The sequence below is a fragment of the Lelliottia jeotgali genome, assembly GCF_016771845.1.
Lineage (GTDB): Bacteria > Pseudomonadota > Gammaproteobacteria > Enterobacterales > Enterobacteriaceae > Enterobacter > Enterobacter jeotgali.
Genome location: NZ_JAENMQ010000008.1, coordinates 116,222 through 141,361 on the forward strand (window position 1 = coordinate 116,222; position 25,140 = coordinate 141,361).

The 25,140-nt window shown below is 53.4% G+C and carries 22 protein-coding genes; 11 read left to right on the forward strand and 11 right to left on the reverse strand.

Annotated elements, in window-relative coordinates:
* Positions 1-27: 27 nt before the first annotated feature.
* Positions 28-1,257, reverse strand: coding sequence for an amino acid permease (locus JBO43_RS15525; protein WP_103946598.1), 1,230 nt, complete (start codon positions 1,255-1,257; stop codon positions 28-30).
* Between the two features lie 119 nt (positions 1,258-1,376).
* The gene (locus JBO43_RS15530) at positions 1,377-1,835 is read right to left on the reverse strand and encodes a multidrug/biocide efflux PACE transporter (RefSeq protein WP_103946597.1); all 459 of its coding nucleotides are present in this window, start codon (positions 1,833-1,835) and stop codon (positions 1,377-1,379) included.
* A 103-nt stretch (positions 1,836-1,938) separates the two neighbouring features.
* Here JBO43_RS15530 and JBO43_RS15535 point away from each other — a divergent pair, with 103 nt between their 5' ends.
* From JBO43_RS15535 to JBO43_RS15545, 3 genes are all read left to right on the forward strand, one after another.
* Entirely contained in the window at positions 1,939-2,805 is an 867-nt protein-coding gene (locus JBO43_RS15535; protein WP_095283237.1) for a LysR family transcriptional regulator, read from the forward strand.
* Between the two features lie 94 nt (positions 2,806-2,899).
* Entirely contained in the window at positions 2,900-4,078 is a 1,179-nt protein-coding gene (locus tag JBO43_RS15540) for an acetyl-CoA C-acetyltransferase (protein ID WP_103949205.1), read from the forward strand.
* Positions 4,079-4,406: 328 nt separating this feature from the next.
* The gene (locus JBO43_RS15545) at positions 4,407-5,090 is read left to right on the forward strand and encodes an oligogalacturonate-specific porin KdgM family protein (protein ID WP_095283235.1); all 684 of its coding nucleotides are present in this window, start codon (positions 4,407-4,409) and stop codon (positions 5,088-5,090) included.
* Positions 5,091-5,309: 219 nt separating this feature from the next.
* Here the strand turns inward: JBO43_RS15545 and JBO43_RS15550 are convergent, their stop codons facing one another.
* A complete protein-coding gene (locus JBO43_RS15550) occupies positions 5,310-6,485 on the reverse strand; it encodes an oligogalacturonate lyase family protein (RefSeq protein WP_202674672.1) in 1,176 nt (391 codons plus the stop codon).
* A gap of 417 nt (positions 6,486-6,902) precedes the next feature.
* Here JBO43_RS15550 and kduI point away from each other — a divergent pair, with 417 nt between their 5' ends.
* The 3 genes from kduI (at position 6,903) to araE (ending at position 10,291) form a co-directional block, all read left to right on the forward strand.
* Positions 6,903-7,739 carry a 5-dehydro-4-deoxy-D-glucuronate isomerase gene (kduI, locus tag JBO43_RS15555; protein WP_095283233.1) on the forward strand — a complete coding sequence of 279 codons (837 nt, stop codon included), beginning with the start codon at positions 6,903-6,905 and terminating at the stop codon, positions 7,737-7,739.
* A gap of 63 nt (positions 7,740-7,802) precedes the next feature.
* Positions 7,803-8,564 (forward strand): 2-dehydro-3-deoxy-D-gluconate 5-dehydrogenase KduD, encoded by a 762-nt coding sequence (gene kduD / locus JBO43_RS15560; protein ID WP_095283232.1) that lies wholly within the window; start codon positions 7,803-7,805, stop codon positions 8,562-8,564.
* 311 nt (positions 8,565-8,875) lie between these two features.
* The gene (araE, locus tag JBO43_RS15565; protein WP_095283231.1) at positions 8,876-10,291 is read left to right on the forward strand and encodes an arabinose-proton symporter AraE; all 1,416 of its coding nucleotides are present in this window, start codon (positions 8,876-8,878) and stop codon (positions 10,289-10,291) included.
* Between the two features lie 155 nt (positions 10,292-10,446).
* Here the strand turns inward: araE and JBO43_RS15570 are convergent, their stop codons facing one another.
* The 5 genes from JBO43_RS15570 to JBO43_RS15590 all read right to left on the reverse strand — a co-directional run bounded on the left by JBO43_RS15570 (position 10,447) and on the right by JBO43_RS15590 (position 15,868).
* Positions 10,447-11,574, reverse strand: coding sequence for an oligogalacturonate lyase family protein (locus JBO43_RS15570; RefSeq protein ID WP_202674673.1), 1,128 nt, complete (start codon positions 11,572-11,574; stop codon positions 10,447-10,449).
* 66 nt (positions 11,575-11,640) lie between these two features.
* A complete protein-coding gene (locus JBO43_RS15575) occupies positions 11,641-12,927 on the reverse strand; it encodes an ABC transporter substrate-binding protein (protein ID WP_095283229.1) in 1,287 nt (428 codons plus the stop codon).
* 15 nt (positions 12,928-12,942) lie between these two features.
* Entirely contained in the window at positions 12,943-14,070 is a 1,128-nt protein-coding gene (locus JBO43_RS15580) for an ABC transporter ATP-binding protein (RefSeq protein WP_202674674.1), read from the reverse strand.
* Positions 14,071-14,082: 12 nt separating this feature from the next.
* Positions 14,083-14,985: a carbohydrate ABC transporter permease gene (locus JBO43_RS15585; RefSeq protein WP_095283227.1), complete on the reverse strand. Its 903-nt coding sequence runs from the start codon at positions 14,983-14,985 to the stop codon at positions 14,083-14,085.
* Positions 14,978-15,868 carry a carbohydrate ABC transporter permease gene (locus JBO43_RS15590; protein ID WP_095283226.1) on the reverse strand — a complete coding sequence of 297 codons (891 nt, stop codon included), beginning with the start codon at positions 15,866-15,868 and terminating at the stop codon, positions 14,978-14,980. The genes JBO43_RS15585 and JBO43_RS15590 overlap by 8 nt, the downstream gene beginning before the upstream one ends.
* A gap of 548 nt (positions 15,869-16,416) precedes the next feature.
* On the opposite strand from JBO43_RS15590, the gene wzz(fepE) reads away from it, so the two are divergent.
* Positions 16,417-17,547 (forward strand): LPS O-antigen length regulator Wzz(fepE), encoded by a 1,131-nt coding sequence (gene wzz(fepE), locus JBO43_RS15595; RefSeq protein WP_095283225.1) that lies wholly within the window; start codon positions 16,417-16,419, stop codon positions 17,545-17,547.
* Positions 17,548-17,593: 46 nt separating this feature from the next.
* Here the strand turns inward: wzz(fepE) and JBO43_RS15600 are convergent, their stop codons facing one another.
* Complete coding sequence (locus JBO43_RS15600) at positions 17,594-17,920, reverse strand: cupin domain-containing protein (RefSeq protein WP_202674675.1); 327 nt, start codon at positions 17,918-17,920, stop codon at positions 17,594-17,596.
* Between the two features lie 135 nt (positions 17,921-18,055).
* Here JBO43_RS15600 and JBO43_RS15605 point away from each other — a divergent pair, with 135 nt between their 5' ends.
* Positions 18,056-18,748 (forward strand): aspartate/glutamate racemase, encoded by a 693-nt coding sequence (locus tag JBO43_RS15605; protein ID WP_095283223.1) that lies wholly within the window; start codon positions 18,056-18,058, stop codon positions 18,746-18,748.
* Between the two features lie 4 nt (positions 18,749-18,752).
* On the opposite strand, the gene JBO43_RS15610 is transcribed toward JBO43_RS15605, so the two are convergent.
* Entirely contained in the window at positions 18,753-19,673 is a 921-nt protein-coding gene (locus JBO43_RS15610) for a LysR family transcriptional regulator (protein ID WP_095283222.1), read from the reverse strand.
* A gap of 122 nt (positions 19,674-19,795) precedes the next feature.
* On the opposite strand from JBO43_RS15610, the gene lysA reads away from it, so the two are divergent.
* Positions 19,796-21,058, forward strand: coding sequence for a diaminopimelate decarboxylase (gene lysA / locus JBO43_RS15615; RefSeq protein WP_095283221.1), 1,263 nt, complete (start codon positions 19,796-19,798; stop codon positions 21,056-21,058).
* On the opposite strand, the gene JBO43_RS15620 is transcribed toward lysA, so the two are convergent.
* Positions 21,050-22,066 (reverse strand): LacI family DNA-binding transcriptional regulator, encoded by a 1,017-nt coding sequence (locus JBO43_RS15620; RefSeq protein WP_095283220.1) that lies wholly within the window; start codon positions 22,064-22,066, stop codon positions 21,050-21,052. The genes lysA and JBO43_RS15620 overlap by 9 nt on opposite strands.
* Positions 22,067-22,349: 283 nt before the next feature.
* On the opposite strand from JBO43_RS15620, the gene JBO43_RS15625 reads away from it, so the two are divergent.
* Both JBO43_RS15625 and JBO43_RS15630 read left to right on the forward strand, forming a co-directional pair.
* Complete coding sequence (locus JBO43_RS15625; RefSeq protein WP_095283219.1) at positions 22,350-23,687, forward strand: PTS sugar transporter subunit IIC; 1,338 nt, start codon at positions 22,350-22,352, stop codon at positions 23,685-23,687.
* Between the two features lie 7 nt (positions 23,688-23,694).
* Complete coding sequence (locus tag JBO43_RS15630; RefSeq protein ID WP_202674676.1) at positions 23,695-25,122, forward strand: glycoside hydrolase family 1 protein; 1,428 nt, start codon at positions 23,695-23,697, stop codon at positions 25,120-25,122.
* Positions 25,123-25,140 lie beyond the last annotated feature (18 nt).

The window sequence follows — 25,140 nt, forward strand, 5'->3', positions numbered from 1 at the left end:
TTCAGCAGGGAGCTGAACACCGTTTTTTTAGCCGACAAACATCACCGACACGCACAGCACGCCGACGATCAGCGTCAGCAGATTGCCGAAAGAGCGATACGGTTTGAGCGCCGGAATGAGGTACGTAGAAAGCGTCGGCATGATGAACAAAATCATGGCGATCAGCGGCCCGCTGATGGCGTAAATCATCGAAATTGCGTTCGGGTTGATAAAGCACACCACAAACGTAATGAACGACACCGCCATGATCGACAGGGCGCGGTTAAAGGCGCGGCTCTTCTTGATGCCCACCTGATTCAGCGACGATTTGACGATCTCCGTCGCCCCTTCAATCACCCCAAAATAGGTGCCGAGGAACGATTTCGACATTGCCACAATCGCCACCGCAATCCCGGAAATACCCAGCCAGGCGGGGGAGGACGGCATCATCGAGAGCGCAGAGAGAATCGTTACGCCTTCCTCTTTGGCCGCCACGATGTACGACGGCGGAATCGACAGGAGGCAGCTGAAGACAAAGAACAGCACGCTCAGGCAAATGATCAGGTACGCGACCTTCATGATTTTTTTGCATTTACCCATTGCCGCATCGCCGTACTTTTCGCGTCTGTCGACGGCAAACGTAGAGATGATCGGCGTATGGCTAAAAGCGAAAACCATCACTGGAATAGAAATCCATACCTGGTGCAGCGTGTGCTGATCAAATGCCATCTGGCTGGTCAATAGCGACGGCTGCCAGCTGGTGGTGAGGTACAGCGACACAAACAGGAAGTAGGCGATCAGCGGGAAGACCAGGAACCCCATTACCTTGATAGTGACGTGGCGGCCGGTCAGGAAGATCAGATTCAGCACCATCACCACGCCGAGACTCACCAGCACGCGCACGGTAGTGTCGACAGTCAGATGCTTCGCCAGCTGTTCAGTGATCGAGTTGGTGATCGCCACGGCGTAAATCAGCACCACCACAAAGAAGGCGACAAAGTAGAGCGTGGTGATCAGATTGCCGATCTTTTTGCCGTAGTAGTGCGTCACCGCGCTGGTGATCCCTTCACTGCCTTTGGCGTTCGACGACAGGATAAACTGGGCCAGCGCTTTGTGCGGCCAGTAGGTTAATGGATAAGCCACGAGGGCCGTAATCAGCAGGACAATCGCGCCTGCGGAGCCGAGCTGAATGGGCAAGAACAGCGTTCCTGCGCCCACGGCAGTACCATAGAGGGCGAAACTCCAGAGAGTCTCTTCTTTTGACCAAATTTTCGACATTAGAGCAACGTATCAACTATAAAACGAACAAAAAGAAGCGTAATTTACCATAATTATGCATGGAAGGCGCAGTTGACGTCGCGGGAAGGGGCCGGAAGAAGCTTCCGGCCAGAGGGGGATCAGTTCGCCAGGGCGCGTCGTTGCTGGCGTCGCTTGATAAATTTCTCGCGCAGGGTGTCGTACGCCCAGTTATAGAACATGGTGTACGGCAGGAAGAACAGGAAGAAACCTATTTCCAGGGTGAATGCCTGTAGCAGCGTCACGCCGAGCACCGCCGAGACGATCGACACCCCGATCACAATAAAGCCGCATTCAAAGCCCAGAGCATGGAAGGCACGCACTTTCGCGGTACGGGTGACGCGGTGAACCGGCCAGAAACGGTCAAAACCAAAGTTATAAATAATATTCCAGACCATCGCCGTCGTCGCCAGAATGATGGTTAAACCGCCCATTTCCATCACCGAACGCTGCATTAACCAGGCGGCTGTCGGGGCCAGGATCGCCGTCGCAATCCCCTCGAAGCACACCGCGTGGAAGATGCGCTCCGGCAGTTTTCGTTTGTGTACATCGTGTTGCATAACCTGACCTCATGAATTCGCCGGAATGGGCGTTGATGGCGCCTATTTTTATCGTTATTTGTGATATATAAAAGATACTATCCATCGATAAAATAGATACTTCATGCGCTACTCTCCTGAAGCTTTGTCTGCATTTGTTGAAACCGTCGCGACCGGTTCATTCTCGGCCGCCGCGCGACGCCTGCGCAAAAGCCAGTCCACCGTCAGCACCGCGATTGCCAATCTGGAAGCCGATCTCGGTTTTGCGCTGTTTGACCGCTCCGCGCGGCAGCCGGTTTTAACCGAGCAGGGCGAACAGGTGCTGGGTTATGTGCAGTCGATTCTGGCCGCCAGTGCGCGTCTGGATGAGCTGGCAGTTTCGCTGACGGCGCAGACCGAAGCCCGGCTGACCTTCGTCCTTTCGGACACGCTCAACCCGGACGTGCTGGAGGATCTGATGATCCAATTCGACAAGCGTTTCCCGCACACGGAGTTTGAGTGCCTGATTGGCGAGGAAGAGGACGTTATCGATCTGCTGCAAAAAGAGCGCGCGCAGATTGGCCTTACGGAGGCACGCGACGTTTATCCCACCGGCATCGGCGTGATTCGCCTGCCGATGCAAACCCAGATGGCAATCTACGTGGCGACGAACCATCCGTTAGCGGCTCAGGGAAGGGTGGAAGTCGATGAGCTGCACGGCTGGCGCGAGCTGCAGCTCAGTACCTATCTGGAACGCGAAACCACCCACGTGCGCGGCCCGATCTGGTCCGCGCCTAACTATCTGTTGCTTCTGAGCATGGCGGTGCAGGGCTTCGGCTGGTGTGCACTGCCCTGTGCGCTGGTGGAGGAGTTCGCCGCCGCCAAAAGTCTGGTGCAAATCAACGTTCCCGGCTGGCCGCGCTCGGTTGCTATCGATCTTCTGTGGAACAAACGCAGCCCGCCAGGCGTCGCCGGAAGCTGGCTGCGACAGTATCTGCAGGACGCGCGTTAATCCTGTGACAAAACTCACTTTTTTTAAACAATTACGTTAATTGTTGATAACAATGCATCTACTATCAGCGGTGTCATTTTGCGCAGAGGTAGAGATGAAAGATGTCGTGATAGTGGGTGCGTTGCGTACGGCTATCGGCTGTTTTCAGGGGGCTTTGGCACGCCACTCGGCGGTGGAACTGGGGAGCGTGGTCGTAAAAGCCCTGGTCGAACGCAGTGGAATTGCCGCCCATGAAATAGATGAAGTGATCCTCGGCCAGGTGCTGACGGCGGGCGCCGGGCAAAACCCTGCGCGTCAGGCGGCGCTGAAAGGCGGGCTGCCGAATACGGTCTCGGCGATCACCATCAACGACGTCTGCGGTTCGGGACTGAAAGCGCTGCATCTGGCGACGCAGGCGATTCAGTGCGGAGAGGCCGACGTGATCATCGCCGGCGGCCAGGAGAACATGAGCCGCGCGCCGCACGTTCTCACCGACAGCCGAACTGGCGCACAGCTCGGTAACAGCCAACTGCTCGACAGTCTGGTACACGACGGCCTGTGGGATGCGTTCAACGATTACCATATGGGCGTGACGGCGGAAAATCTGGCGCGTGAATATGGCATCAGCCGCGAATTGCAGGACGCCTACGCGCTCAGCTCTCAGCAAAAAGCACGCGCCGCGATCGATTCCGGGCGTTTTCGCGATGAAATTGTCCCGGTGAATACGCTGCGCAACAACGGCGAGCTGTTGATTGTTGATACCGATGAACAGCCGCGCACCGACGCAAGTGCAGAAGGGCTGGCGAAGCTCAATCCCGCTTTTGAAATGCTGGGATCGGTGACCGCCGGTAACGCTTCCTCGATCAACGACGGCGCGGCGGCGGTAATGATGATGAGCGAAAGCAAAGCCGAAGAACTCAATCTTCCGGTGCTGGCGCGGATTAAAGCTTTTGCCAGCGTCGGAGTCGATCCTGCCCTGATGGGGATCGCACCGGTCTATGCTACGCGTCGCTGCCTGGAACGCGCGGGCTGGCAGCTTAGCGAAGTGGATCTGATCGAAGTGAATGAAGCCTTTGCTGCGCAGGCGATTTCGGTCGGGAAAATGCTGGAATGGGACCCGAGCCGGGTGAACGTCAACGGCGGCGCGATTGCGCTCGGCCACCCGATTGGTGCATCCGGTTGCCGTATTTTGGTCTCTTTGGTGCATGAAATGACCAAACGTAACGCGCGCAGAGGATTAGCGACGCTATGCATTGGCGGCGGGCAAGGCGTGGCGTTAGCCATCGAAAGATAGTCCGCAAAAAATAACATTTTTTACAAAGCCTCCTTATTGGAGGCTTTTTTGTATCTGTCTGAAATCTATTTTTACGCTTATCAGATGATTCTAAAGGCTCCAGTTAAATCCAAAAACTTCGTGTTCTGATCAAATACCCTCTTTATGTGATCTTAAACCTGAAATTCCCTTTTAATGCCCTGCGTTTGTTGATGGGTGTCACGTCGATCTTTGCCAAAAAAATTGAAACAAATAATTACGATCTCGATCACTAAAATATCGTTAGTTAAAAAATAAAATGCAATTTCATAAAAACGAAACATCATTTTATTTACTTGAGGGTTTTTGCATGTTTAAGAAATCTCTGGTCCTTGCTTCTCTCGTTGGTGCGTCTTTTGCAGCTCAGGCTGTTACCGTTGACTTACGTCATGAATACATCGACAGCGGCTCTAACGCCGACCGTGTATCCGTGTCACACCGCTTCGCCAATGGCTTAGGGTTCTCCGTTGAAGCGAAATGGAAATCAGGTGGCGATAAACAGGATCAGCCGTTTGCTGATGTCGTCGGAAACGGCCATGAAGACCAGATTAGCTGGCGCTGGAAAGCCACTGACAATATTGCGTTAACACCAGCCTTTACCATCGAAAGTAATGACAGTCGTACCATTTATAAACCGAATCTTCATTTGCAATATAGCTTCGACAGTGGCTTCTATGTCGCCGCCCGTTATCGTTATGAATATACCCGCTACCCATCAAGCTCAAATAAAGATGACGATAAAGTCAACCGTGGCGATGCGTGGGTAGGCTGGGTGATGGGTGATTTCCGTACCGAGCTGAATTATGTTTATGCGAAGAGTTCAGAAGGGATGATTCGTAATAATAATAAAGATTATTCCAACGAATATAATGCCAAGCTGGCCTACAAATGGGATAAAAACTGGGCACCGTATGTGGAAGTGGGCAACGTGGGCGTGAAAGATACCGACGAGCGTCAGACCCGTTTCCGTTTAGGTGTGGCGTATTCCTTCTAAAAAATAATAAGCAGTACCTCCGGGAAAAAACCGGCTCCATTGTGAGCCGGTTTTTTTCGTTCATATCAAACCTGTTTTGTAGGCCGGTGCAAGCGCAGCGCCGCCCGGCAAAAGCGCCCGATGGCGCTTCGCTTATCGGGCCTACAAAACAAGTCAAATTCGCCAAAAAAAAAGCCCTCCAGGAGGAGGGCAAGGCCAGTTACAGAAACACTAACTAAATCATGCTTGCAACATTACAGGTTGCTCGGGGAGTTTCGCGATATAGAGAGCCGGTTTGCCGTCTTTATCCGAACTGAACAGAACCGCTTTATCATCCGGGGTAAAGGATGGATGCGGATGGGTTACCTGGCGGCTGTTTGCCACAGTAGCCCAGGAAGTATCATGGCGGGCGATACGGAAGTGCGCTTTTTTCGCCACATCAAAGGCGTACAGGTAAGGATCGTTATCGATCGTATACCCGCTGGTGTCTTTTACGTCCACCGGCGTACCCGAACCGTCGCCGACAAATAGAGTGCCGTCGAAGTTGCTCATCAAATGCGAACACGCTGGCATTTGCATCACCGCTTCGTTGATCCCGGTATCCGGGTTGAAGCTGTAAATGGTGCGGCCTTGTTGGCCTTTAAGATAAGAGACATACACCAGTGCGGAGCCGTTTGGCACCCAGAACTCGTGTGTGCAGCTTTCGCCCTCGGCGTGCTCTTTCACTTTGCGCACATGACTACCGTCTTCGTTCACCATCCACATTCGCGCATCAACCAGATCGTGCGGTCCTTCGTGGCAGAAGGCGACGGTATTGTCGTCGAATGGACGATAAATCGGGTGGCCGAGCCAGTTTTTCTCTTCATGAATGGTCGCGCTTGCGCCAGTTTTTAGATCTACGCGCAGCAGGCGGCAATGCGGCCCTTTATGGAAGAAGTCATGGAAAATCTTCCAGTCGTTCAGCGGCGTCCAGTCACTTTTTGCGATCTCAATTCCCACCAGTTTGGTGCAATCGCTGTTGGCGACCCATGTGCCGTACCCGACCCATTCGTCAGAGACGCGATAAACTTCGCGCTCGGCCAGCGTCTCGAGATTCACTTCCAGCAGAGTACGATCGTTTTTGACATAGTAGAGGGACTTATCGTCCGGCGACAGAAAACCGCCAAAGGTGTTGTCACCCGCGCCTTCCGTCAACTGCACCGCTTCGGCTTTTTTCAGATCCAGCAGGTAGTAGTTCCAGTTGCCGTCGAACTCCCCAGCAAACAGCAGGTGACTGCCATCATTAAAGAAGCACTTCTGATAAAAGTAGTTACGGTGACACGTTACTTCCGGTGGGGTCAGGCGGGTAATTTCCACGCCTGTATCCGGATCGCGGCTGACGTCATAGTTCAGCTTGACCCGCATACCTTTAGCCATAATGCGCTCCTTGATGAGATAAGTTAAAAACTGAGTGATAAATTATCAAAACATCGTTTCAATGTGTGTGACTGATGGCGCACTTTGTAAGATTAATTGTCTGGAGTGATGATTATCTTTGATTTTGAACCGCGAATGTTTTCTCTGCTGTCAAAACTTAAAGGTTTTATAATATATTGTTTACTATGATAAATGTTCTGCGCTGTTTTCTCTTCTTTGCCCTCTGCGGCGGCGTCAACTCTCAACAATCGTGATCCAAACTACACTTCTGTCATTAAGATGCAGAAAAAGTGAAACAACGTTTTAAATGTAATTGAAAACCCATTTCGCAGCGGATACTATGTGCCCATCGAGAAAACGGAACGTTGTTTCGTTAAATATCCTGGCCCTCGGGCACGATCAATTCTGGAGGTAAATGTGGACGTCAGACAAAGCATCCACAGCGCGCACGCTAAAACACTGGATACTCAGGGGCTGCGCGATGAGTTTTTAGTTGAGAAGGTGTTTGTTGCTGATGAGTACACCATGGTGTACAGCCACATCGACCGCATCATCGTCGGCGGCATTATGCCAGCCAGCAAAACCGTCTCCGTGGGCGGCGAAGTGGGCAAACAGCTGGGCGTGAGCTATTTCCTGGAGCGTCGCGAGCTGGGTGTGATTAACATCGGCGGACCAGGCACTATTACGGTTGACGGCCAGTGTTTTGAAATTGGCCACCGCGATGCGCTGTATGTCGGAAAAGGCGCGCAGGAAGTGGTGTTCGCCAGCATTGATAGCAGCAAGCCGGCGAAGTTTTACTACAACTGCGCCCCGGCTCATACCGCTTATCCGACCAAAAAAGTGACGCCTGCGGACGTCGCGCCGGTCACCCTGGGTGACAATCTCACCAGTAACCGCCGCACCATCAACAAATACTTCGTTCCCGATGTACTGGAAACCTGCCAGCTCAGCATGGGCCTGACCGAACTCGACCCGGGCAATCTGTGGAACACCATGCCGTGCCATACCCATGAGCGCCGCATGGAAGTGTACTTCTATTTCAATATGGACGAAGACGCCTGCGTGTTTCACATGATGGGGCAGCCACAAGAGACGCGCCATATCGTGATGCAAAACGAGCAGGCGGTCATTTCGCCAAGCTGGTCCATTCACTCCGGTGTTGGTACCAAAGCCTATACCTTCATTTGGGGTATGGTCGGTGAAAACCAGGTCTTCGATGATATGGACCACGTCGCTGTTAAGGATCTGCGCTAGTCGCGGGCAGTTGAGCATAAACCTGCCTGTTCGTGACAGGCTCTGAAAGATTAAGGAACAAACATGATTCTGGATTCATTTTCTCTGCAGGGTAAAGTAGCGGTCGTCACTGGGTGTGACACCGGTCTGGGCCAGGGTATGGCGCTGGGTCTCGCGGAAGCGGGCTGCGACATCGTCGGGATCAACATTGTTGAACCTACTGAAACCATCGAGCGCGTCACCGCGCTGGGCCGTCGCTTCCTGAGCCTGACCGCTGACCTGCGTAAAATCGATGTGATCCCTGAATTGCTGGACCGCGCTGTGGCAGAATTTGGTCATATCGATGTGCTGGTTAACAACGCGGGTCTGATTCGTCGCGAAGACGCGATCAATTTCAGCGAGCGCGACTGGGACGACGTAATGAACCTGAACATCAAGAGCGTGTTCTTCATGTCTCAGGCGGCGGCGAAGCACTTTATCGCCCAGGGTAACGGCGGCAAGATCATTAATATCGCGTCGATGCTCTCCTTCCAGGGCGGCATCCGCGTACCGTCTTACACTGCATCAAAAAGTGCGGTGATGGGCGTGACCCGTCTGCTGGCGAACGAGTGGGCCAAGCACAACATCAACGTCAACGCGATTGCGCCGGGCTACATGGCGACCAACAACACCCAGCAGCTGCGTGCGGACGAAGCGCGTAGCGCGGAAATTCTGGATCGCATCCCGGCGGGTCGCTGGGGTCTGCCAAGCGATCTGATGGGGCCGATTGTGTTCTTGGCTTCTCCGGCATCTGACTACATCAACGGCTACACCGTTGCGGTCGATGGCGGCTGGCTGGCGCGTTAATTCACGCTCTTTGAAGAAACCTCTGCCTGGTGCAGAGGTTTTTTTTGGCTCAAAATCGCCTTGTCCATATTCATAAAGTCATAAAATCCATAGTGAAAAGCCAGTATGGATATGCATCACAATTTTATGGCTTATAAATTAAAGCATTAACAATAAATGGTGGTTATTTACTCTGAGTTGAAATTGTAATGTCCATCACAGATCGCTACTGCCCAGCCATATAATCCATAACTTCGCGTTTTACAGCCTGACACTTTTTCTGGGTTTCTCGTAATTTCATACAACGTCTTTCGCTGTTCAGGCAGGAAATTATGACCTCGATTAATGACTCTACCTTTATGCCCCGCGCGCTACGCGATACCCGCAGAATGAACCAGTTCGTCTCTATTTCAGCTGCGGTAGCCGGTTTGCTGTTTGGGCTGGATATCGGCGTGATCGCCGGTGCGCTGCCGTTTATTACCGACCACTTTACGCTCAGCAGTCGTTTGCAAGAGTGGGTAGTGAGCAGCATGATGCTTGGCGCAGCGCTGGGCGCACTGTTCAACGGCTGGCTCTCGTTCCGGCTCGGGCGAAAATACAGCCTGATGGTCGGTGCAGTCCTGTTTGTCGCCGGTTCGCTCGGTTCCGCGTTTGCGACGGGCATCGAGGCTTTGCTGCTTTCCCGCGTGCTGTTGGGTGTGGCGGTGGGGATTGCATCCTACACTGCGCCGCTTTATCTCTCAGAAATGGCGAGCGAAAACGTGCGCGGCAAAATGATTAGCATGTATCAGCTGATGGTGACGCTCGGGATCGTTCTGGCATTCCTGTCGGATACGTATTTCAGCTACAGCGGCAACTGGCGTGCGATGCTGGGCGTGCTGGCGTTGCCCGCGGTCGTGTTGATGGTGCTGGTGATTTTTCTGCCCAATAGCCCGCGCTGGCTGGCGCAAAAAGGGCGTCACGTCGAGGCGGAAGAGGTGCTCCGCATGCTGCGTGATACCTCGGAAAAAGCCCGCGAAGAACTCAACGAAATTCGTGAAAGCCTGAAGCTGAAGCAGGGCGGCTGGTCGCTGTTTAAAGCCAACCGCAATGTGCGCCGCGCGGTGTTCCTCGGCATGTTGTTGCAGGCAATGCAGCAGTTTACCGGGATGAACATCATCATGTATTACGCGCCGCGCATCTTCAAAATGGCCGGATTTACCACCACCGAGCAGCAGATGATCGCCACGCTGGTGGTGGGCCTGACCTTTATGTTTGCTACCTTTATCGCCGTCTTTACCGTCGATAAAGCTGGGCGTAAACCGGCGCTGAAAATTGGCTTTAGCGTGATGGCGCTCGGGACGCTGATCCTCGGCTATTGCCTGATGCAGTTCGATAACGGTACGGCGTCCAGCAGTCTTTCGTGGCTTTCCGTCGGGATGACGATGATGTGTATCGCGGGCTATGCGATGAGTGCCGCGCCGGTGGTATGGATTTTGTGCTCGGAAATTCAGCCCCTGAAGTGCCGTGATTTTGGTATCACCTGTTCGACCACCACCAACTGGGTGTCGAACATGATTATTGGCGCGACTTTCCTGACGCTGCTCGACTCCATCGGCGCGGCGGGAACTTTCTGGCTCTATACGGTGCTGAATGTGGCGTTTATCGGCATCACATTCTGGCTGATTCCTGAAACTAAAAACGTCACCCTGGAACATATTGAGCGCAAGCTGATGGCGGGAGAGAAGTTAAGAAATATTGGCGTGTAATATTTTCCCCTCACCCCGGCCCTCTCCCAAAAGGGGAGAGGGTGAAAACCGCACAATGCAGTCCCCCCTCCCTGTGGGAGAGGGTGAAAACCGCACAATGCAGTTCCCTCTCCCTGTGGGAGAGGGTTAGGGTGAGGGCTCCAGACCGCACAAATTCAAACCCGCGCCAGATACAACGCCGGCATCCCTTCCTCATCCGACGTATACAGCACCCACTGATTGTCCGGCGAAAACGATGGATGCGGATGCGTCACCTGGCGGTCACCGTCCAGCACTTTCCAGCTGGAGTTGTGCTGGCAAATCGCCGTTTGCGTTCCCGCCCGAATATCAAACACCCAGATAAACGGGTCGTTCAGGCTGATATCACCGGTATTATGCGGAGCGCCGTCGCCGACAATCAGCGACCCGTCGTGGTTACTCATCAGGTGCGAACAGGGCGGGATTGCCATCAACTGACGATTATCCAGGGTCTGCGGATCGGCGCTGAAAAGATAGCGCTGCGGATCGTTCTCTTTATGCGCGACGTAATAGAGCGCGGAACCATCCGGTACCCAAAACTCATGGGTAAAACTCTCACCCGGCGCGTGCTGACGCACTTTACGCAGGCCGCTGCCATCGGGATTGATGAGCCACATTCGAGCGTCGATCGCATCGCGTGGGCCTTCGTGGCAAAACGCCACGGTACTGTCGTCAAATGGGCGATAGATTGGATGCCCCAGCCAGCGTTTCTCCTGCAAAATCACCTGCTGCTTGCCGGTGCGCAGATCGATATTAATCAGGCGGCATTCGGGTTGGGTAAAGTAAAACGCGCGGAATTTACCCCAGTCGGTGAGCGGCTGCCAGTCGCTCTTTTTAATTTCGATGCCAACCAGTTTTGTGCAATCTGAATTTGCGACCCAGGTGCCGTACGCCACCCAATCGCCATCCACCTCATACACAATCTGCTCTTCGTAGTTTTCCAGATTTACACAACGAAGTTCACGGTTGTTCTTTACGTACCACAGCGATTTATCGTCATCTGATAAGAAACCGCCAAAAGTGTTATCGCCCGCTCCGTCGGTGAGCTGGGTGGCCTGCTGCTTTTCGATATCCAGCAGGTAATAGTTCCAGTGGCCTTCGAACGCGCCGCCGAAGACAATTTTGCTGCCGTCCTGGGTAAAACATTTTTGATAGAAGTAGTTACGATGACAAATGATGTGCGGGGGCGTCATCCGTATCACCTCGTGCCCCGTTACACTGTCCTGGCGCGTGCGAAAATTTAGCGGGATGATTTTGCCTTTCATAGCGTGTTCTCCGGATAAAAAAATACCCTGCCACCGGAAGTAGCAGGGTAGGGTAGGGCAATGGAATTAGCGCATCGCGCGTTTCAGAATACGTTCAGCCTGACGCTGGAAGTCAGTTGCCGTCTCTTCCACGGATTTCTGGCCGTAGTCGATGTATTGCAAAGAGGTGCCGAACTGCGCAACGATCTGTGGATCGTCAAAGTATGGCGACACGGAGAGTTTGGCTGGCAGAGACTGCGCCAGACGCAGGCCCGCAACCGCCGGATCGTTCTCTTTGATGGTGCCGTCTTCCGTCAGGTATTTTACCGCCACTTTGCTCAATGGCACGCCGCGCTCCAGGCCCAACGTATCCACACCTTCTTTGCTGTTCAGCAGGAAGTTAATCACTTTGGCTGCCGCTTCCGGGTTTTTGCTCGATTTACCGATGGAGAGCATCTGCGCCGGTTTAAAGAACAGGCCCGCATCCGTTGCACCTGGCAGCATTGGGTAGTTACCCAGCGCCAGTTTTGCTGGTGGCTTCAGGTTGTCGGAATATTTATTGATGGTGGAGTTCCACATGTAAGTGCCGCCCCATTCACCCTGGATCCACGGCTTCATTTCGTACATGTTGCTCTTGCCGAAGGACGCATAGTATTTGGTGTCAGGCATCACGTGGCTATCCACCAGATCTTTGTAAGTCTGGAAGAATTCCACCCACTGCTCTTTGCTGTAGGAGAATTTCTTGGCTTTTTCGTCCACCGCTGGAATGTTGTATTTCTGAATCATGTAAGAATTCAGCAACGCCAGGGTGTCTTGATGTTCCAGAACCACTGGATAATACTGTTTACCCAATTTGCTCTCGAATGCTTTACCGGCTGCCTTTAACTCATCCCAGGTTTTCGGGTAATCAACGCCCGCTTGTTTCCAGGTCTCGTCGTTAAAATAGAATACGCGCGCGGTAACGGAGATAGGAATACCGTTCAGTTTGCCGTTAACCGTGGTGGACTGAAGCTCTTTCGCATCGAATTGCGACAGATCGATCACATCCTTCATTTTGTTCAGATCGTAGAAGCCGTCGCCGGTTTTCGAGAAAATCGGCAGCCAGTTCCAGTTAGTCTGCATCACGTCAGGCTCAGTGCCGCCTGCAATCTGGGTGGTCAGACGCGACAGGTGGCCGTCCCAGCCGGTGTATTCGGCTTTGACGGTGATGTCCGGATTCTGTTTGTGGAACTCTTCTAACGCTTTCAGTGTGACCTGATGGCGGCCATTACCACCCCACCAGGACATACGTAAATCAACATCTTGCGCCATCGATGGCAAAGCAGTAAGACCCAGGGTAGCGGAGATTGCTGCGCTTAAAAGCACTTTTTTCATTCTTATAAACTCCAGTTAGATTGAGATGTTCAGTTCAGTTTTTGCGTCAAAAATGTGGCACTTATTCATATCAAACTTAAAATACACCTTACGATGAAGTCCTTTATCAATCATGGGTTTAGCTTCATCGGAAGGAATGCGGGCCGTCAGTTCGTAATCTGACACCTTCAGGTACATGAAGAACTCGTGTCCCATATTTTCCACACGTACCAGATCACCGCTGCAGCTGCCTTCGGCGAATGGCTCATCGGATACCGACACAAATTCAGGGCGAATGCCGTAGAAAGTGTCTTGCGCCTGATGGCCGATCACTTTGTCGTGCAGCGTTTCGCTTAACGGCATGGTTTCATTGCCGATGCTCAGTGCCAGGCGGCCCTGCTGATCGACCAGTTTGGTGGCGCGAATATTCATCTCTGGCGCGCCGATAAAGCCCGCCACGAACATGTTTTTCGGTTTGTGATACAGGTTGTCCGGGGTATCCACCTGCATGATGTGGCCGAGTTTCATCACGCAGATGCGGTCGCCCATAGTCATCGCTTCCGTCTGATCGTGCGTCACGTAGACAGTGGTTGCCGGTTTACCGGATTTTTTCAGCTGCTTATGCAGGTCCGAAATACGGATGCGCATCGAGGCGCGCAGCTTGGCATCAAGGTTAGAGAGCGGTTCGTCGAACAGGAACACGTCGGGCTTTTTCACAATCGCGCGACCGACAGCCACACGCTGAGCCTGACCACCGGAGAGCTGGCGCGGCAGACGGTCGAGCAGCTCATCAAGCTCAAGGATTTTCGCCGCTTCATTTACCTGTGCTTCAATCTGGTCTTTCGGCATCTTGCTCAGCTTCAGGCCGAAGGCCAGGTTTTCACGCACGGTCATGTGCGGGTAGAGCGCATAGTTCTGGAACACCATCGCAATTCCACGCTCTTTTGGCGCGAGATTGTTGACGATCTTCTCGCCGATACGCACTTCGCCGCCGCTGATGGTTTCCAGTCCCGCGAGCATACGCAGGGTGGTGGATTTGGCGCAGCCGGATGGCCCGACGATCACCATAAATTCCCCTTCAGCGATTTTCAGGTCGATAGCATGTACCGCTTTGAAGCCGTTGGAGTAGACCTTTTCCAGTTTGTTGAAAATAACTTCAGCCATGATATTTCCCTCTTAACCTTTAATTCCGCTGCTGGTTACGCCCTGTACGAAGTAGCGCTGTGCCAGGAAGAAGACAATGATGGATGGCAGAATGGAGATGCTCGCCATTGCCAGAATTTCGTTCCACGGTGCACCTTCGGTGACGTCGATGGACATTTTCAGAGCCAGTGCAATCGGGTATTTATCCACGCTGTAGACATAAATCAGCGGCCCGATAAAGTCGTTCATTGACCACATAAACTGGAACAGAGCGACGGAGATAATGGCCGGTTTCAGAATCGGCACCACCACGTACCACAGCACCTGAATCGAGTTACAACCGTCGATCTGCGCGGCTTCTTCCATGTCACGCGGAACACCGCGCAGGAACTGAATCAGCATGAAGACGAAGAACCCCTGAGTAGCAAACGCCAGCGGCAGGTACAGCGGCATATAGCTGTTCAACATGCCCATTTCGCGGAACATCAGGTACTGCGGGATCAGCAGGACTGTGCTCGGCAGCAGCATGGTGGTGATGAGCGTGGCGAACCAGAATTTCTTCCACGGGATCTCGAAGCGAGCAAAGCCGTACGCCACGATGGTGGAGGAGATAATGGTCAGAATCACTTTTGGGATCACATACTTAAAAGTGTTCAGCATGTAATGACCGAAATTGTATTCGGTGCCGGTTTTCCAGCCGTTAATGAAGCCGTCCCAGGTGGCGTGTGCGGGCCACAGGCTCAGGGTGGTGAAGATTTCGTGGTTCGGTTTGAACGACGCCGAGAACATCCACACCAGCGGATAGAGCATCAGCAGGCCAACGAACAGCAGGATCACATAGCGAATGCTGGCGTTGATCTTCTCTTTGCGCAGCGTGCGAGCCACCTCGCGTTCCGCGATGCTTCTCGCCGTGGAGAGTTCCTGAATATCAGCCATTTTTGCCTCCCTTATCGGCGGAGTAGAACACCCAGTATTTCGAAGACTTAAAGGCGATGGCGGCAAAGACCGCGACGACCAGGAACAAGACCCAGGCCAGTGCCGCGCCATAGCCCATATCAAAGTATTTGAAGGCGGTGTCGTAGATGTAGAGCGAGAACAGATAGGTCGAGTAGGTTGGTCCACCGCCCGTTATCACGTACGGTCCGGTAAATTCCTGGAACGCCTGGGTGGTCTGCATAATGAAGTTAAAGAAGATCACCGGCGTAATCAGTGGCACGGTCACTTTCATGAACATCTGCCATTTAGAAGCGCCGTCGATCATCGCTGCTTCATACTGAGACTGCGGTACGTTTTGCAGTGCGGCCAGGAAGATAACCATCGCCGAACCAAACTGCCAGACGCGCAGCAAGGTGACGGACATCAGCGCCAGAGAAGGCTCACCGAGCCAGTTCACCGGGTCCAGGCCGAACACGCCGATAAAGCTGTTCAGCAGGCCGTCAATCGCAAACAGCGCACGCCATAAAACGGCAATGGCGACGGAGCTGCCGAGGATGGAGGGAATGTAATAGGCGGTTCGGAAGAATCCAATGCCGCGTAATTTAAAGTTCAGAACAAACGCAATCCCCAGCGCAAAGGCCAGTTTTAGCGGAATGGTTAAGAATACATACGCAAAGGTGACGCCCATGGATTTCCAGAAGAGGGTATCTTCGGTAAACATGTAGCGGTAATTCTCAATGCCGTTAAAAACCGGCGGACTCATCAGATCGTAATCAGTAAAACTGAGAAAGAACGATGAGACAAAGGGAAACGCGGTAAAGATTATCAACCCGATGATGTAGGGTGATATCCACGCTAGCCCCAGCATTTTGTTTTCATTCATACATACCTACCTGGCAATCAATGGTTTAAAACGGAATCTGCTGGTAATGCTGCTGCCCGCGCCTCTTTTACGAAACGGGGAAGCGTGTGTTTGGTGTGCTTCGCACGACGACTACTCCATTTACCTTCTGATTTTTAAGATGTTTTATGGTTACTCTCAGACGCGTCTGGTTTGAGTTTCAAAAACACACGAACCGTTGTTCTTGATTTGTAAAACATCGTTTTAATTTATTTTATTGCTATTTGTTTCTGCGTCATTCTATTAATGGTGGAAATGTGATCGCTGTCGAAACGCTGTTTCAATAAGGTGAGGTGGCTGGCATTTTTGGCTCAGAGCCGGGGGGATAGGGAGAAGCAGAACGTGAGTACGCCTTCAGGAAGGCTTCTTTGTAGCATGTGGATAATAAGAATCACTAACTACTAAAATTTGTAGCCAATAGTCCGTTTTAAGACATATAGCATTCAGATAATTCTTGTTTTCTTGTATCATTCTCCCGCCTTAACTGCTCCTGACAGGTTTTTACTGCAACATAAAACAGAAGAACGAATATGCCAGCCATGGATCTTAAAAAAAGCACGGAACTGCAATTTCCCCGCTATGCACCCCCGCCAGGTGCCCAGAAAGAGATTGACCTTCTTGGGTTGCTCGAAGTCTTGTTTGCCGCTAGAAAACGCATTGTTGCTATTGTTGTTGCTTTTGCCCTTGCAGGCGTCATTGTGTCGTATCTTCTGCCGCAGAAGTGGACCAGCCAGGCCGTGGTGACTTCCGCTGAGCAAACACAGTGGAGCGACGTCCGGAAAATGCTGGGGGCACTCCAGGTGCTGGACGTGGATATCAGCGTAAAGCGCGACGACGTTTTTAATCTGTTTATCAAAAAGTTTAAGTCTCAGACGCTGCTGGAAGAATACTTGAAGTCATCACCGTACGTGATGGGGCAGCTAAAAGATGCGCAAATTGATGCTCTTGATTTGCACCGCGCGGTGGTTAATATCGCGGACAGAATGAAAGCCACTGACGATAAGGCGCCCAAAAATGCTGAGCAAACTCCCTTCGCGTCGTGGACATTGAGTTTTACTGCCCAAACGGCCGAAGAAGCTCAGATCGTGCTGAAAGGATACATCGATTACATCTCTGCGATTGTTGAAAAAGAGACGATGCTTAACGTGCGTAACTCGCTGGCATTGAAAACGCAGATGGAGAAAGAGCGTCTGGCTCTGGACAAAGTCCGACTGACTAACATTCACAACACGAATCTTCAGCGTCTCAATTATTCGCTGGAAGTGGCGAATGCAGCAGGGATCAAAAAACCGGTCTACAGCAACGGCCAGGCGGTCAAAGATGACCCTGACTATTCCGTTGCACTGGGCGCTGACGGCATTGCGCAGAAGCTGCAGATCGAGAAATCCTTGAAAGATGTGGCCGAGATGAATGCCGATTTTCAGAATCGTGAATATCATCTGGCGCAGTTGCAAAAGCTCTCCGTCGGCGATGTGAGTTTCGAGCCGTTCAAATATCAGCTTTCACCGTCTGTCCCAGTGAAAAAAGATGGGCCGGGCAAATCCCTGATCGTTATTCTGGCTGCACTTTTAGGGGGGATTTTTGCCTGTGGCACTATTCTCCTGCGTGAGGCAATGAAGTCGCGCACGCCGATTTCCGAACCTCTTCTGGCAGCGGATTAATACAGATGAGTCAGGGCGGGTGAAAACTCGCCCTTTTTACTTCAACTCATGACTTCAAAAAATCTTCACGCACCGGCGTAAATGTATCCAACAGCGTACCTGGCTTCAGGCACACGCAGCCGTGCATCACGTGTGGCTCTTTGTAAAGCGTGTCTCCTGCCGTTACTACGTGTTTCTTATCGCCAATCGTAAATTCAAATTCGCCGGACAGGACGTAGGTCAGCTGTTCGTGCGGATGGTTGTGCATCGGGCCGATCGCGCCCTGTTCAAAGTTAACTTCTACCGCCATCATTTTGCCGTCGTGCGCCAGAATACGACGCGTCACGCCATTGCCCAGATCCTCAAGCCGCGTCTCTTTGTGGAAAATAAACATCGTTGTCCCGTCCTCATAGTGAAACATTGTTTTAATTAATTTATATCACGAAGGGTAAAAAGGAAACGGCAAGCCAAATAACTGGAAACAGGATCACAAGTTTGCTTCACTGGGGGGACGAGAAAAGGAGAAAAAATGAAAACGATCGGTCTGCTGGGCGGAATGAGCTGGGAATCCACCATTCCTTATTATCGCCTGATTAATGAAGGCATCAAACAACGTCTCGGCGGCCTGCATTCCGCCAGCCTTTTACTGCATAGCGTGGATTTCCACGAAATCGAGGCCTGCCAGGCCAGCGGTGAATGGGACAAAGCGGGTGAAATTCTGGCGCAGGCGGCGCTGGGGCTGGCGCGAGCGGGGGCTGAAGGTATTCTGCTCTGTACTAACACCATGCACAAAGTGGCGTCACAGATTGAGGAAAGCTGCTCGCTGCCGTTCCTGCACATCGCTGATGCCACCGGACGAGCGATAACTGCCAGCGGGATGAAACGCGTCGCGCTGCTGGGTACACGCTACACAATGGAGCAAGATTTCTATCGCGGCCGTCTTGAATCGCAGTTCGGTATTGAAAGCCTGACTCCTGATGAAACGGACCGGGCGCGCATCAACCAGATTATCTTTGAAGAACTGTGCCTTGGGACGTTCAGCGATGCCTCGCGCCACTATTATCTCAGCGTGATCGACAAGCTGGCGAAACAGGGCGCGGAAGGGGTGATCTTCGGCTGCACGGAGATTGGCCTGCTGGTTCCGGCCAATGAAAGTGCGCTCCCAGTGTTCGATACCACGGCGATCCATGCCACCGACGCGGTCGAATTTATGCTGTCGTGAGGCGTTAGTTTTCCTGCTCCGGCAAGCGCTGCGCCAGCTGATGAGAATGGGCCACCAGATGTTCCGTAAACGCCTGAACCAGCGCTGAGACCGGGCGATGCAGCGGGCGAATCAGGCTCACGGTGAAAGGGACAGAAATACTGAAGCGGCGGATAACGATCCCGCTACCCGAGTAGTCCAGCGCCGTGAGCGGGTTTACCACCGCAATCCCCACGCCTGCGCGCACCATCGCGCAGATGGACGCCGCGCTGTGGGTCTCGACCACCATCCGGCGTTTCACCTGATGTTCCAGGAACAGCGTATCCAGAAGCTGCCGATAGCTGTCAGTTTGCGACAGGCTAATATAGTTTTCGCCATGAAAATCCGCAGGTGTCAGCACACTTTTACTGGCGAGACGGTGGCCTTCCGGTAAGACGCAGACTTCATCCAGCGACAGCAGTTCGGTGCGCTCCGTCCCCGCAGGCGTCGCCAGCGTTTCGGTCAGCCCTAAATCGTGACGCTGCGCCGAGAGCCACTCTTCGAGCAAGGGCGATTCCTGCGGCACAATGGTGAGGTTGACGTCGGGATAGCGGGCGAGAAACGGCTGAATCAGTTGCGGCAGAAGTGACTGCGAAAATACCGGCAGGCAGACAATCGACAGCTCGCCCTGGCGGAATTCCCGCAAACTCTCGGCCGCGCTGACGATGCGATCCAGGCCGTACCACGAGCGCTGAACTTCCTCGAACAACCGCAATCCTTGTACCGTTGGATGCAGTCTTCCGCGCGTGCGCTCAAACAGCGTTAAACCAAGCACTTTCTCAAAGCGGGCCAACTCACGGCTGACCGTCGGCTGTGAGGTGTGAAGCATCTGCGCAGCTTCGGTCAGATTACCGGTAGTCATCACCGCGTGAAAAATCTCGATATGGCGTAGGTTAACGGCGGGCATAGGGCACCTGTTCTTTAACTTCAATCCATATCATTTTTGCATAGACTATCGATAAAACGATATTTTTTATTCTCTTCGTGCTGTGGCGTAATGTTAAAAAATGACGTCACCCGGAGAAAACCATGCCACGCCCGCTGAACAGCACCGATACCGATTTGAATGCCGAGAACTTACTGCGCTTGCCCGCCGAGTTTGGTTGCCCGGTCTGGGTTTACGACGCGCAGATCGTGCGTGAAAAAATTGCGGCTTTGCATCAGTTTGACGTGGTGCGCTTTGCGCAAAAGGCCTGCTCGAATATTCATATTCTGCGCCTGATGCGCGAGCAGGGCGTCAAAGTGGATTCCGTTTCGCTGGGGGAAATCGAACGCGCGCTGGCGGCAGGGTATGACCCGAAGACTGACGGTGACGCGATTGTCTTTACCGCCGATATGATTGATAGCGCGACGCTTTCTCGCGTGCATGAGCTGAAAATTCCGGTGAATGCTGGCTCCGTGGATATGCTGGAACAGCTGGGACAAGTCTCGCCGGGCCATCGCGTGTGGCTGCGCGTGAATCCTGGGTTTGGTCATGGTCATAGCCAGAAAACCAACACCGGCGGTGAAAACAGCAAACACGGCATCTGGTATGCCGATCTGCCTGCGGCTCTGGAAGTTTTACAACGCTACAACCTGACGCTGGTAGGCATTCACATGCACATCGGCTCCGGCGTCGATTATGGCCATCTTGAGCAGGTGTGCGGCGCGATGGTGCGTCAGGTTGTCGAATTCGGTCAGGATCTGGAGGCGATCTCCGCCGGTGGCGGTTTGTCGATTCCGTACCGCCCAGGAGAAGAGGCAATCGACACCGATCACTATTACGGTCTGTGGAGCGCGGCGCGCGATAAAATTGCCGCTCATCTGGGCCATGCGGTCAAACTGGAAATCGAACCGGGACGATTCCTGGTGGCAGAGTCCGGCGTGCTGGTGACGCAGGTGCGTAGCGTGAAAGAGATGGGTAGCCGCCACTTCGTGCTGGTGGACGCCGGATTTAACGATCTGATGCGACCGGCCATGTACGGTAGCTATCACCACATTACCGCGCTGGCGGCGGATGGTCGCGACCTGACGCAGGCTCCGCTGGTTGAAACCGTGGTGGCCGGGCCGCTGTGCGAATCGGGTGATGTGTTTACTCAGCAGGAGGGCGGCAAAGTGGAAACCCGCGCGCTGCCTGACGTTCAACCGGGTGATTATCTGGTGCTGCACGATACGGGCGCTTACGGTGCGTCAATGTCATCGAACTACAATAGCCGTCCGCTGCTGCCAGAAGTGCTGTTTGATAATGGCGTGGCGCGACTGATTCGTCGTCGCCAGACCATTCAGGAACTGCTCGCACTCGAGCTATTTTGAGGTGTAATACGGACCTGTCGTTACCGAATCGCGCAGCATCAGCGTGCCGGTAAACGGCGGGATCGTCTCGATCGGCTGGTGGTTTGCCAGCCGAACTGCCTGATCGATAGCCGTCACGATCATATTGTCGATCGGCAAATAGACGGTGGAGAGGGCGGGCTCCAGCCATTTCGCGCTCGGCGCATCGTCAAAACCAAACAGCGAAATATCCTGCGGAATATGCAGCCCGGCCTGATGCAGCGCTTTGGACGATCCGAGCGCCATATCATCGTTACAGGCAAACAGGGCAGTAAAAGGCACTTTCTCGCGAAGCAGTTCATTGCACAGTTCATAACCCCGCGTCATCCCTGCATCACCATACTTCACCCGTCGATCGTCCCAGGCAATGCCGTGTTTCTCCAGCGCCTGGCGATAACCCATCAGGCGTGCTTTGCCCGTTGGCGTATGAATCGGGACCGTAATACAGGCGATCTCCCGATGGCCCTGGCTGACCAGATAATCCACGGCTTTAAACGCGGAGTCCTGCTGCTCGAAGAACACACAGCGGTCACGCGCCAGGCTGACGTCACGGTTAATCACCACCAGCGGCATTTTCACGCTGTTGATCAGCTTCATGATCGCCTTCTCACTCATATAACGCGTGTACAGCACGATGGCGTCACACTGCCTGTCAGCCAGCATTTGCACCGCCTGCTCTTCGCGCTCGGGCGCGTCGTGCCCATCGGTCACAATCAGCTGTTTGCCGTGCGTTTCGGTCTGGCGCGAGGCCTGTTGTAGCAGACGACCGAAGTAAAAACCGTCAAACGTCGACACCACCAGACCAATGCTGTTGCTGGTCTGATTCGCCAGCGATTGCGCGAGAAAATTCGGGCGATAGCCCAGCTCTTCCATCGCGTTAAACACCTGCTGACGCGTACTCTCTTTGACCTGACCTGTGCCATTCAGCACGCGCGACACGGTGGCTTTCGACACGCCCGCGCGTAATGAGACATCCAGCATTGTTGCCATTAGACATTCCTGCATTCACGTAATCGCCCGCAGTTTATCACAGACCCTCAGGCGCATAAGCGAGGCGGGACGCGGAAAATCCCTGTCGGGATCACGGTTCAGCATAAAACGGGGTAAGTGGCATACCAAAGTGGTGAAAAATCATGATTTGGAATACCTCTGGCTGCATTGAGAGTTCAATCACAGAACCAGGAACGACGTGAAGCTATTTTTGGTATGCCAATCGTATCCGGCTGTACACCTTATTCTCGCTATAAAAGCCCCTTTACTGAGGTATGACCTTATGGCATTACAGGAAAAACTGATCGACTCTCTGGGCAGTTTCGCCACCAAATTCAACAGCTATCGCTACATCATGGCGATTAAATCCGCCTTCATTACCTTAATGCCGGTCATCATCGTAGGCGCGTTCTCGGTATTGATTTCCAACATGGTGCTGGACCCGAAAAACGGTCTCGCCAGCTTTCAATCGCTGTCGTTTCTGGCCGCGCTAAAGCCGATCACCGGCGCGATCAACTACGCCACGCTGAACTTCCTTAACATCGGCGCGGTGTTTTTGATTGGTATTGAGCTAGGGCGAATCAACGGTATCAAATCGCTGTTTCCCGGCCTGCTGGCGGTGATCTGTTTTATCTGCGTCACACCCACCACCGTTGAAATGATGGTCGACGGTCAGATGCACGTGGTGAAAGACGTGCTGCTGCGCCAGTTCTCGGACACCCGCAGCCTGTTCCTCGGCATGTTCATCGCCATTCTGTCCGTTGAGATTTACTGCTGGCTGGAGAATCGCCCTGGGCTGAAAATTAAAATGCCCGATACGGTGCCGCCCAACGTCGCTGCGTCCTTCTCGGCGCTGATCCCGGCGATCATCACCACCACCGCCATTGCGACCTTTGGTTTTATCTTCCATCAGCTGACTGGCATGTACCTGTATGACGCGGTTTATCAGGTGGTGCAACAACCGCTCGAGCGCGTGGTGCAGAGCCTGCCGGGCATTCTGCTGCTGATGTTCGTCGCCCAACTTTTCTGGGTGATCGGCATCCACGGTAATCAGATGATCAAACCGATCCGCGAGCCGCTGCTGCTCGGCGCGATCACCGTCAACATGAGCGCCTTCGAGCAGGGGAAGGAGATCCCCAACATCATCACCATGCCGTTCTGGGATGTGTATATGAGCATTGGCGGATCGGGTTTGACGATTGGCCTGCTGATTGCGGTGATGATCGGCACCAAACGTAAAGAGATGCGCGAGATCGCCAAGCTCTCCATCGGGCCGGGGCTGTTCAACATCAACGAGCCGGTGATCTTCGGTATGCCAATCATGCTCAACCCGATTCTGGCGATCCCGTTCATCATCACCCCGCTGGTGACTGGCTCGATTGGTTATTTCGCTACGGTGACCGGTTTTGCCGGAAAAGCGGTAGTGATGGTGCCGTGGACCACGCCGCCGCTGATTAACGCCTGGCTCTCGACGGCGGGCTCGATGGGCGCGGTGATCACCCAGGGGATTTGTATTATTACCGCCATTCTCATTTATCTGCCGTTTGTGAGGATCGCCTCACGTCGCGCGGAACAAGCGGCCCTGCTGGCACAAAGTCAACAGGCGACCAACAACGCGTGAGGACGTTATGAGCACAAAACAGATTACGATACCGCAGGATTTTATTCTGGGTGCTGCCGCATCGGCCTGGCAAACGGAAGGCTGGAGCGGCAAAAAAGAGGGCCAGGATTCGTGGATCGATCTCTGGTACAAAAACGATCGCCACGTCTGGCATAACGGCTATGGCCCGGCGGTGGCGACCGATTTTATCAACCGCTTTCGCGAAGACGTGGCGCTGATGAAACAAGCCGGGCTGACGCATTACCGCACTTCCATCAACTGGTCTCGGTTTTTAATCGATTACGAAAACGTCACCGTCGATGAAGAATACGCGGCTTACTACGACGCGCTGTTCGACGAAATGCACCGTCAGGGCATTGAGCCAATGATCTGCCTGGAACACTACGAGCTGCCGGGCGTGCTGCTGGAAACTTACGGCGGCTGGGCCTCGAAGCAGGTGGTCGAACTGTTTGTGCGCTACGCCGAAAAGGTGTTCGCACGCTACCACGGCAAAGTAACACGCTGGTTCACCTTTAACGAGCCGATTGTGGTGCAAACGCGCGTCTATCTCGACGCCCTGCGCTGGCCGTACGAGCAAAACACCGGCAACTGGATGCAGTGGAACCATCACAAAGTGCTGGCAACGGCGAAAGTGGTGAAGCTGTTCCACGAGAAAGGCTACCGGGGGACGGTGGGCTGCATTCTTAATCCTGAAGTGACCTATCCTCGCTCTAAGGCCCCGCACGATGTGCGTGCTGCCGAGATTTACGATCTGTTCTACAACCGCGTATTCCTCGACCCGCTGGTCCACGGGCGCTATCCACAGGCGTTATTTACCCTGCTGGAGGAGCATCAGGTTGCGTGGGAATACAGCGCGGAAGAGCTGGCGCTGATTGCCGAAAACACCGTCGACGAGCTGGGGATTAACCTTTATTACCCGCATCGCGTAAAAGCCCCGTCGCGGGCCTGGCACCCACAAACGCCTTTCCATCCGGCGTACTACTACGAACCGTTCGAGCTGCCGGGGCGCAAAATGAACGCCTCACGCGGCTGGGAAATCTACCCTAAGATTATTTACGACATGGCGATGCGCATCAAAAATGCGTATCGCAACATTCCGTGGTTTGTGGCGGAGAGTGGGATGGGCGTGGAAAACGAAGGGCAGTTCAGGGGCAACGACGGCGTGATTGCCGACGATTACCGGATCAATTTTATCAGTGAGCACCTTTACTACACGCTGCTGGCATGCGAAGAGGGGGCGAACTGCCACGGCTACATGCTGTGGTCGTTTACCGACAACGTCTCACCGATGAACGCCTTTAAAAATCGTTACGGCTTAATTGAAATCGATTTGGCTGATAACCGCGCTCGCAAAGCGAAAAAATCGGCCACGTGGTTCCGCCAGCTGCGCGATGAACGGACATTGACGCTCACCGTCGATGATGAATGGAAATAGGCTTATAACGAAGCTGAG

Bases quoted from the DNA above. Each gene is read 5' to 3' on its own strand.
- JBO43_RS15525 (WP_103946598.1), bottom strand. From the start codon at position 1,257: ATGTCGAAAATTTGGTCAAAAGAAGAGACTCTCTGGAGTTTCGCCCTC.
- JBO43_RS15530 (WP_103946597.1), bottom strand. From the start codon at position 1,835: ATGCAACACGATGTACACAAACGAAAACTGCCGGAGCGCATCTTCCAC.
- JBO43_RS15535 (WP_095283237.1), top strand. From the start codon at position 1,939: ATGCGCTACTCTCCTGAAGCTTTGTCTGCATTTGTTGAAACCGTCGCG.
- JBO43_RS15540 (WP_103949205.1), top strand. From the start codon at position 2,900: ATGAAAGATGTCGTGATAGTGGGTGCGTTGCGTACGGCTATCGGCTGT.
- JBO43_RS15545 (WP_095283235.1), top strand. From the start codon at position 4,407: ATGTTTAAGAAATCTCTGGTCCTTGCTTCTCTCGTTGGTGCGTCTTTT.
- JBO43_RS15550 (WP_202674672.1), bottom strand. From the start codon at position 6,485: ATGGCTAAAGGTATGCGGGTCAAGCTGAACTATGACGTCAGCCGCGAT.
- kduD (WP_095283232.1), top strand. From the start codon at position 7,803: ATGATTCTGGATTCATTTTCTCTGCAGGGTAAAGTAGCGGTCGTCACT.
- araE (WP_095283231.1), top strand. From the start codon at position 8,876: ATGACCTCGATTAATGACTCTACCTTTATGCCCCGCGCGCTACGCGAT.
- JBO43_RS15570 (WP_202674673.1), bottom strand. From the start codon at position 11,574: ATGAAAGGCAAAATCATCCCGCTAAATTTTCGCACGCGCCAGGACAGT.
- JBO43_RS15575 (WP_095283229.1), bottom strand. From the start codon at position 12,927: ATGAAAAAAGTGCTTTTAAGCGCAGCAATCTCCGCTACCCTGGGTCTT.
- JBO43_RS15580 (WP_202674674.1), bottom strand. From the start codon at position 14,070: ATGGCTGAAGTTATTTTCAACAAACTGGAAAAGGTCTACTCCAACGGC.
- JBO43_RS15585 (WP_095283227.1), bottom strand. From the start codon at position 14,985: ATGGCTGATATTCAGGAACTCTCCACGGCGAGAAGCATCGCGGAACGC.
- JBO43_RS15590 (WP_095283226.1), bottom strand. From the start codon at position 15,868: ATGAATGAAAACAAAATGCTGGGGCTAGCGTGGATATCACCCTACATC.
- JBO43_RS15600 (WP_202674675.1), bottom strand. From the start codon at position 17,920: ATGTTTATTTTCCACAAAGAGACGCGGCTTGAGGATCTGGGCAATGGC.
- JBO43_RS15605 (WP_095283223.1), top strand. From the start codon at position 18,056: ATGAAAACGATCGGTCTGCTGGGCGGAATGAGCTGGGAATCCACCATT.
- JBO43_RS15610 (WP_095283222.1), bottom strand. From the start codon at position 19,673: ATGCCCGCCGTTAACCTACGCCATATCGAGATTTTTCACGCGGTGATG.
- lysA (WP_095283221.1), top strand. From the start codon at position 19,796: ATGCCACGCCCGCTGAACAGCACCGATACCGATTTGAATGCCGAGAAC.
- JBO43_RS15620 (WP_095283220.1), bottom strand. From the start codon at position 22,066: ATGGCAACAATGCTGGATGTCTCATTACGCGCGGGCGTGTCGAAAGCC.
- JBO43_RS15625 (WP_095283219.1), top strand. From the start codon at position 22,350: ATGGCATTACAGGAAAAACTGATCGACTCTCTGGGCAGTTTCGCCACC.
- JBO43_RS15630 (WP_202674676.1), top strand. From the start codon at position 23,695: ATGAGCACAAAACAGATTACGATACCGCAGGATTTTATTCTGGGTGCT.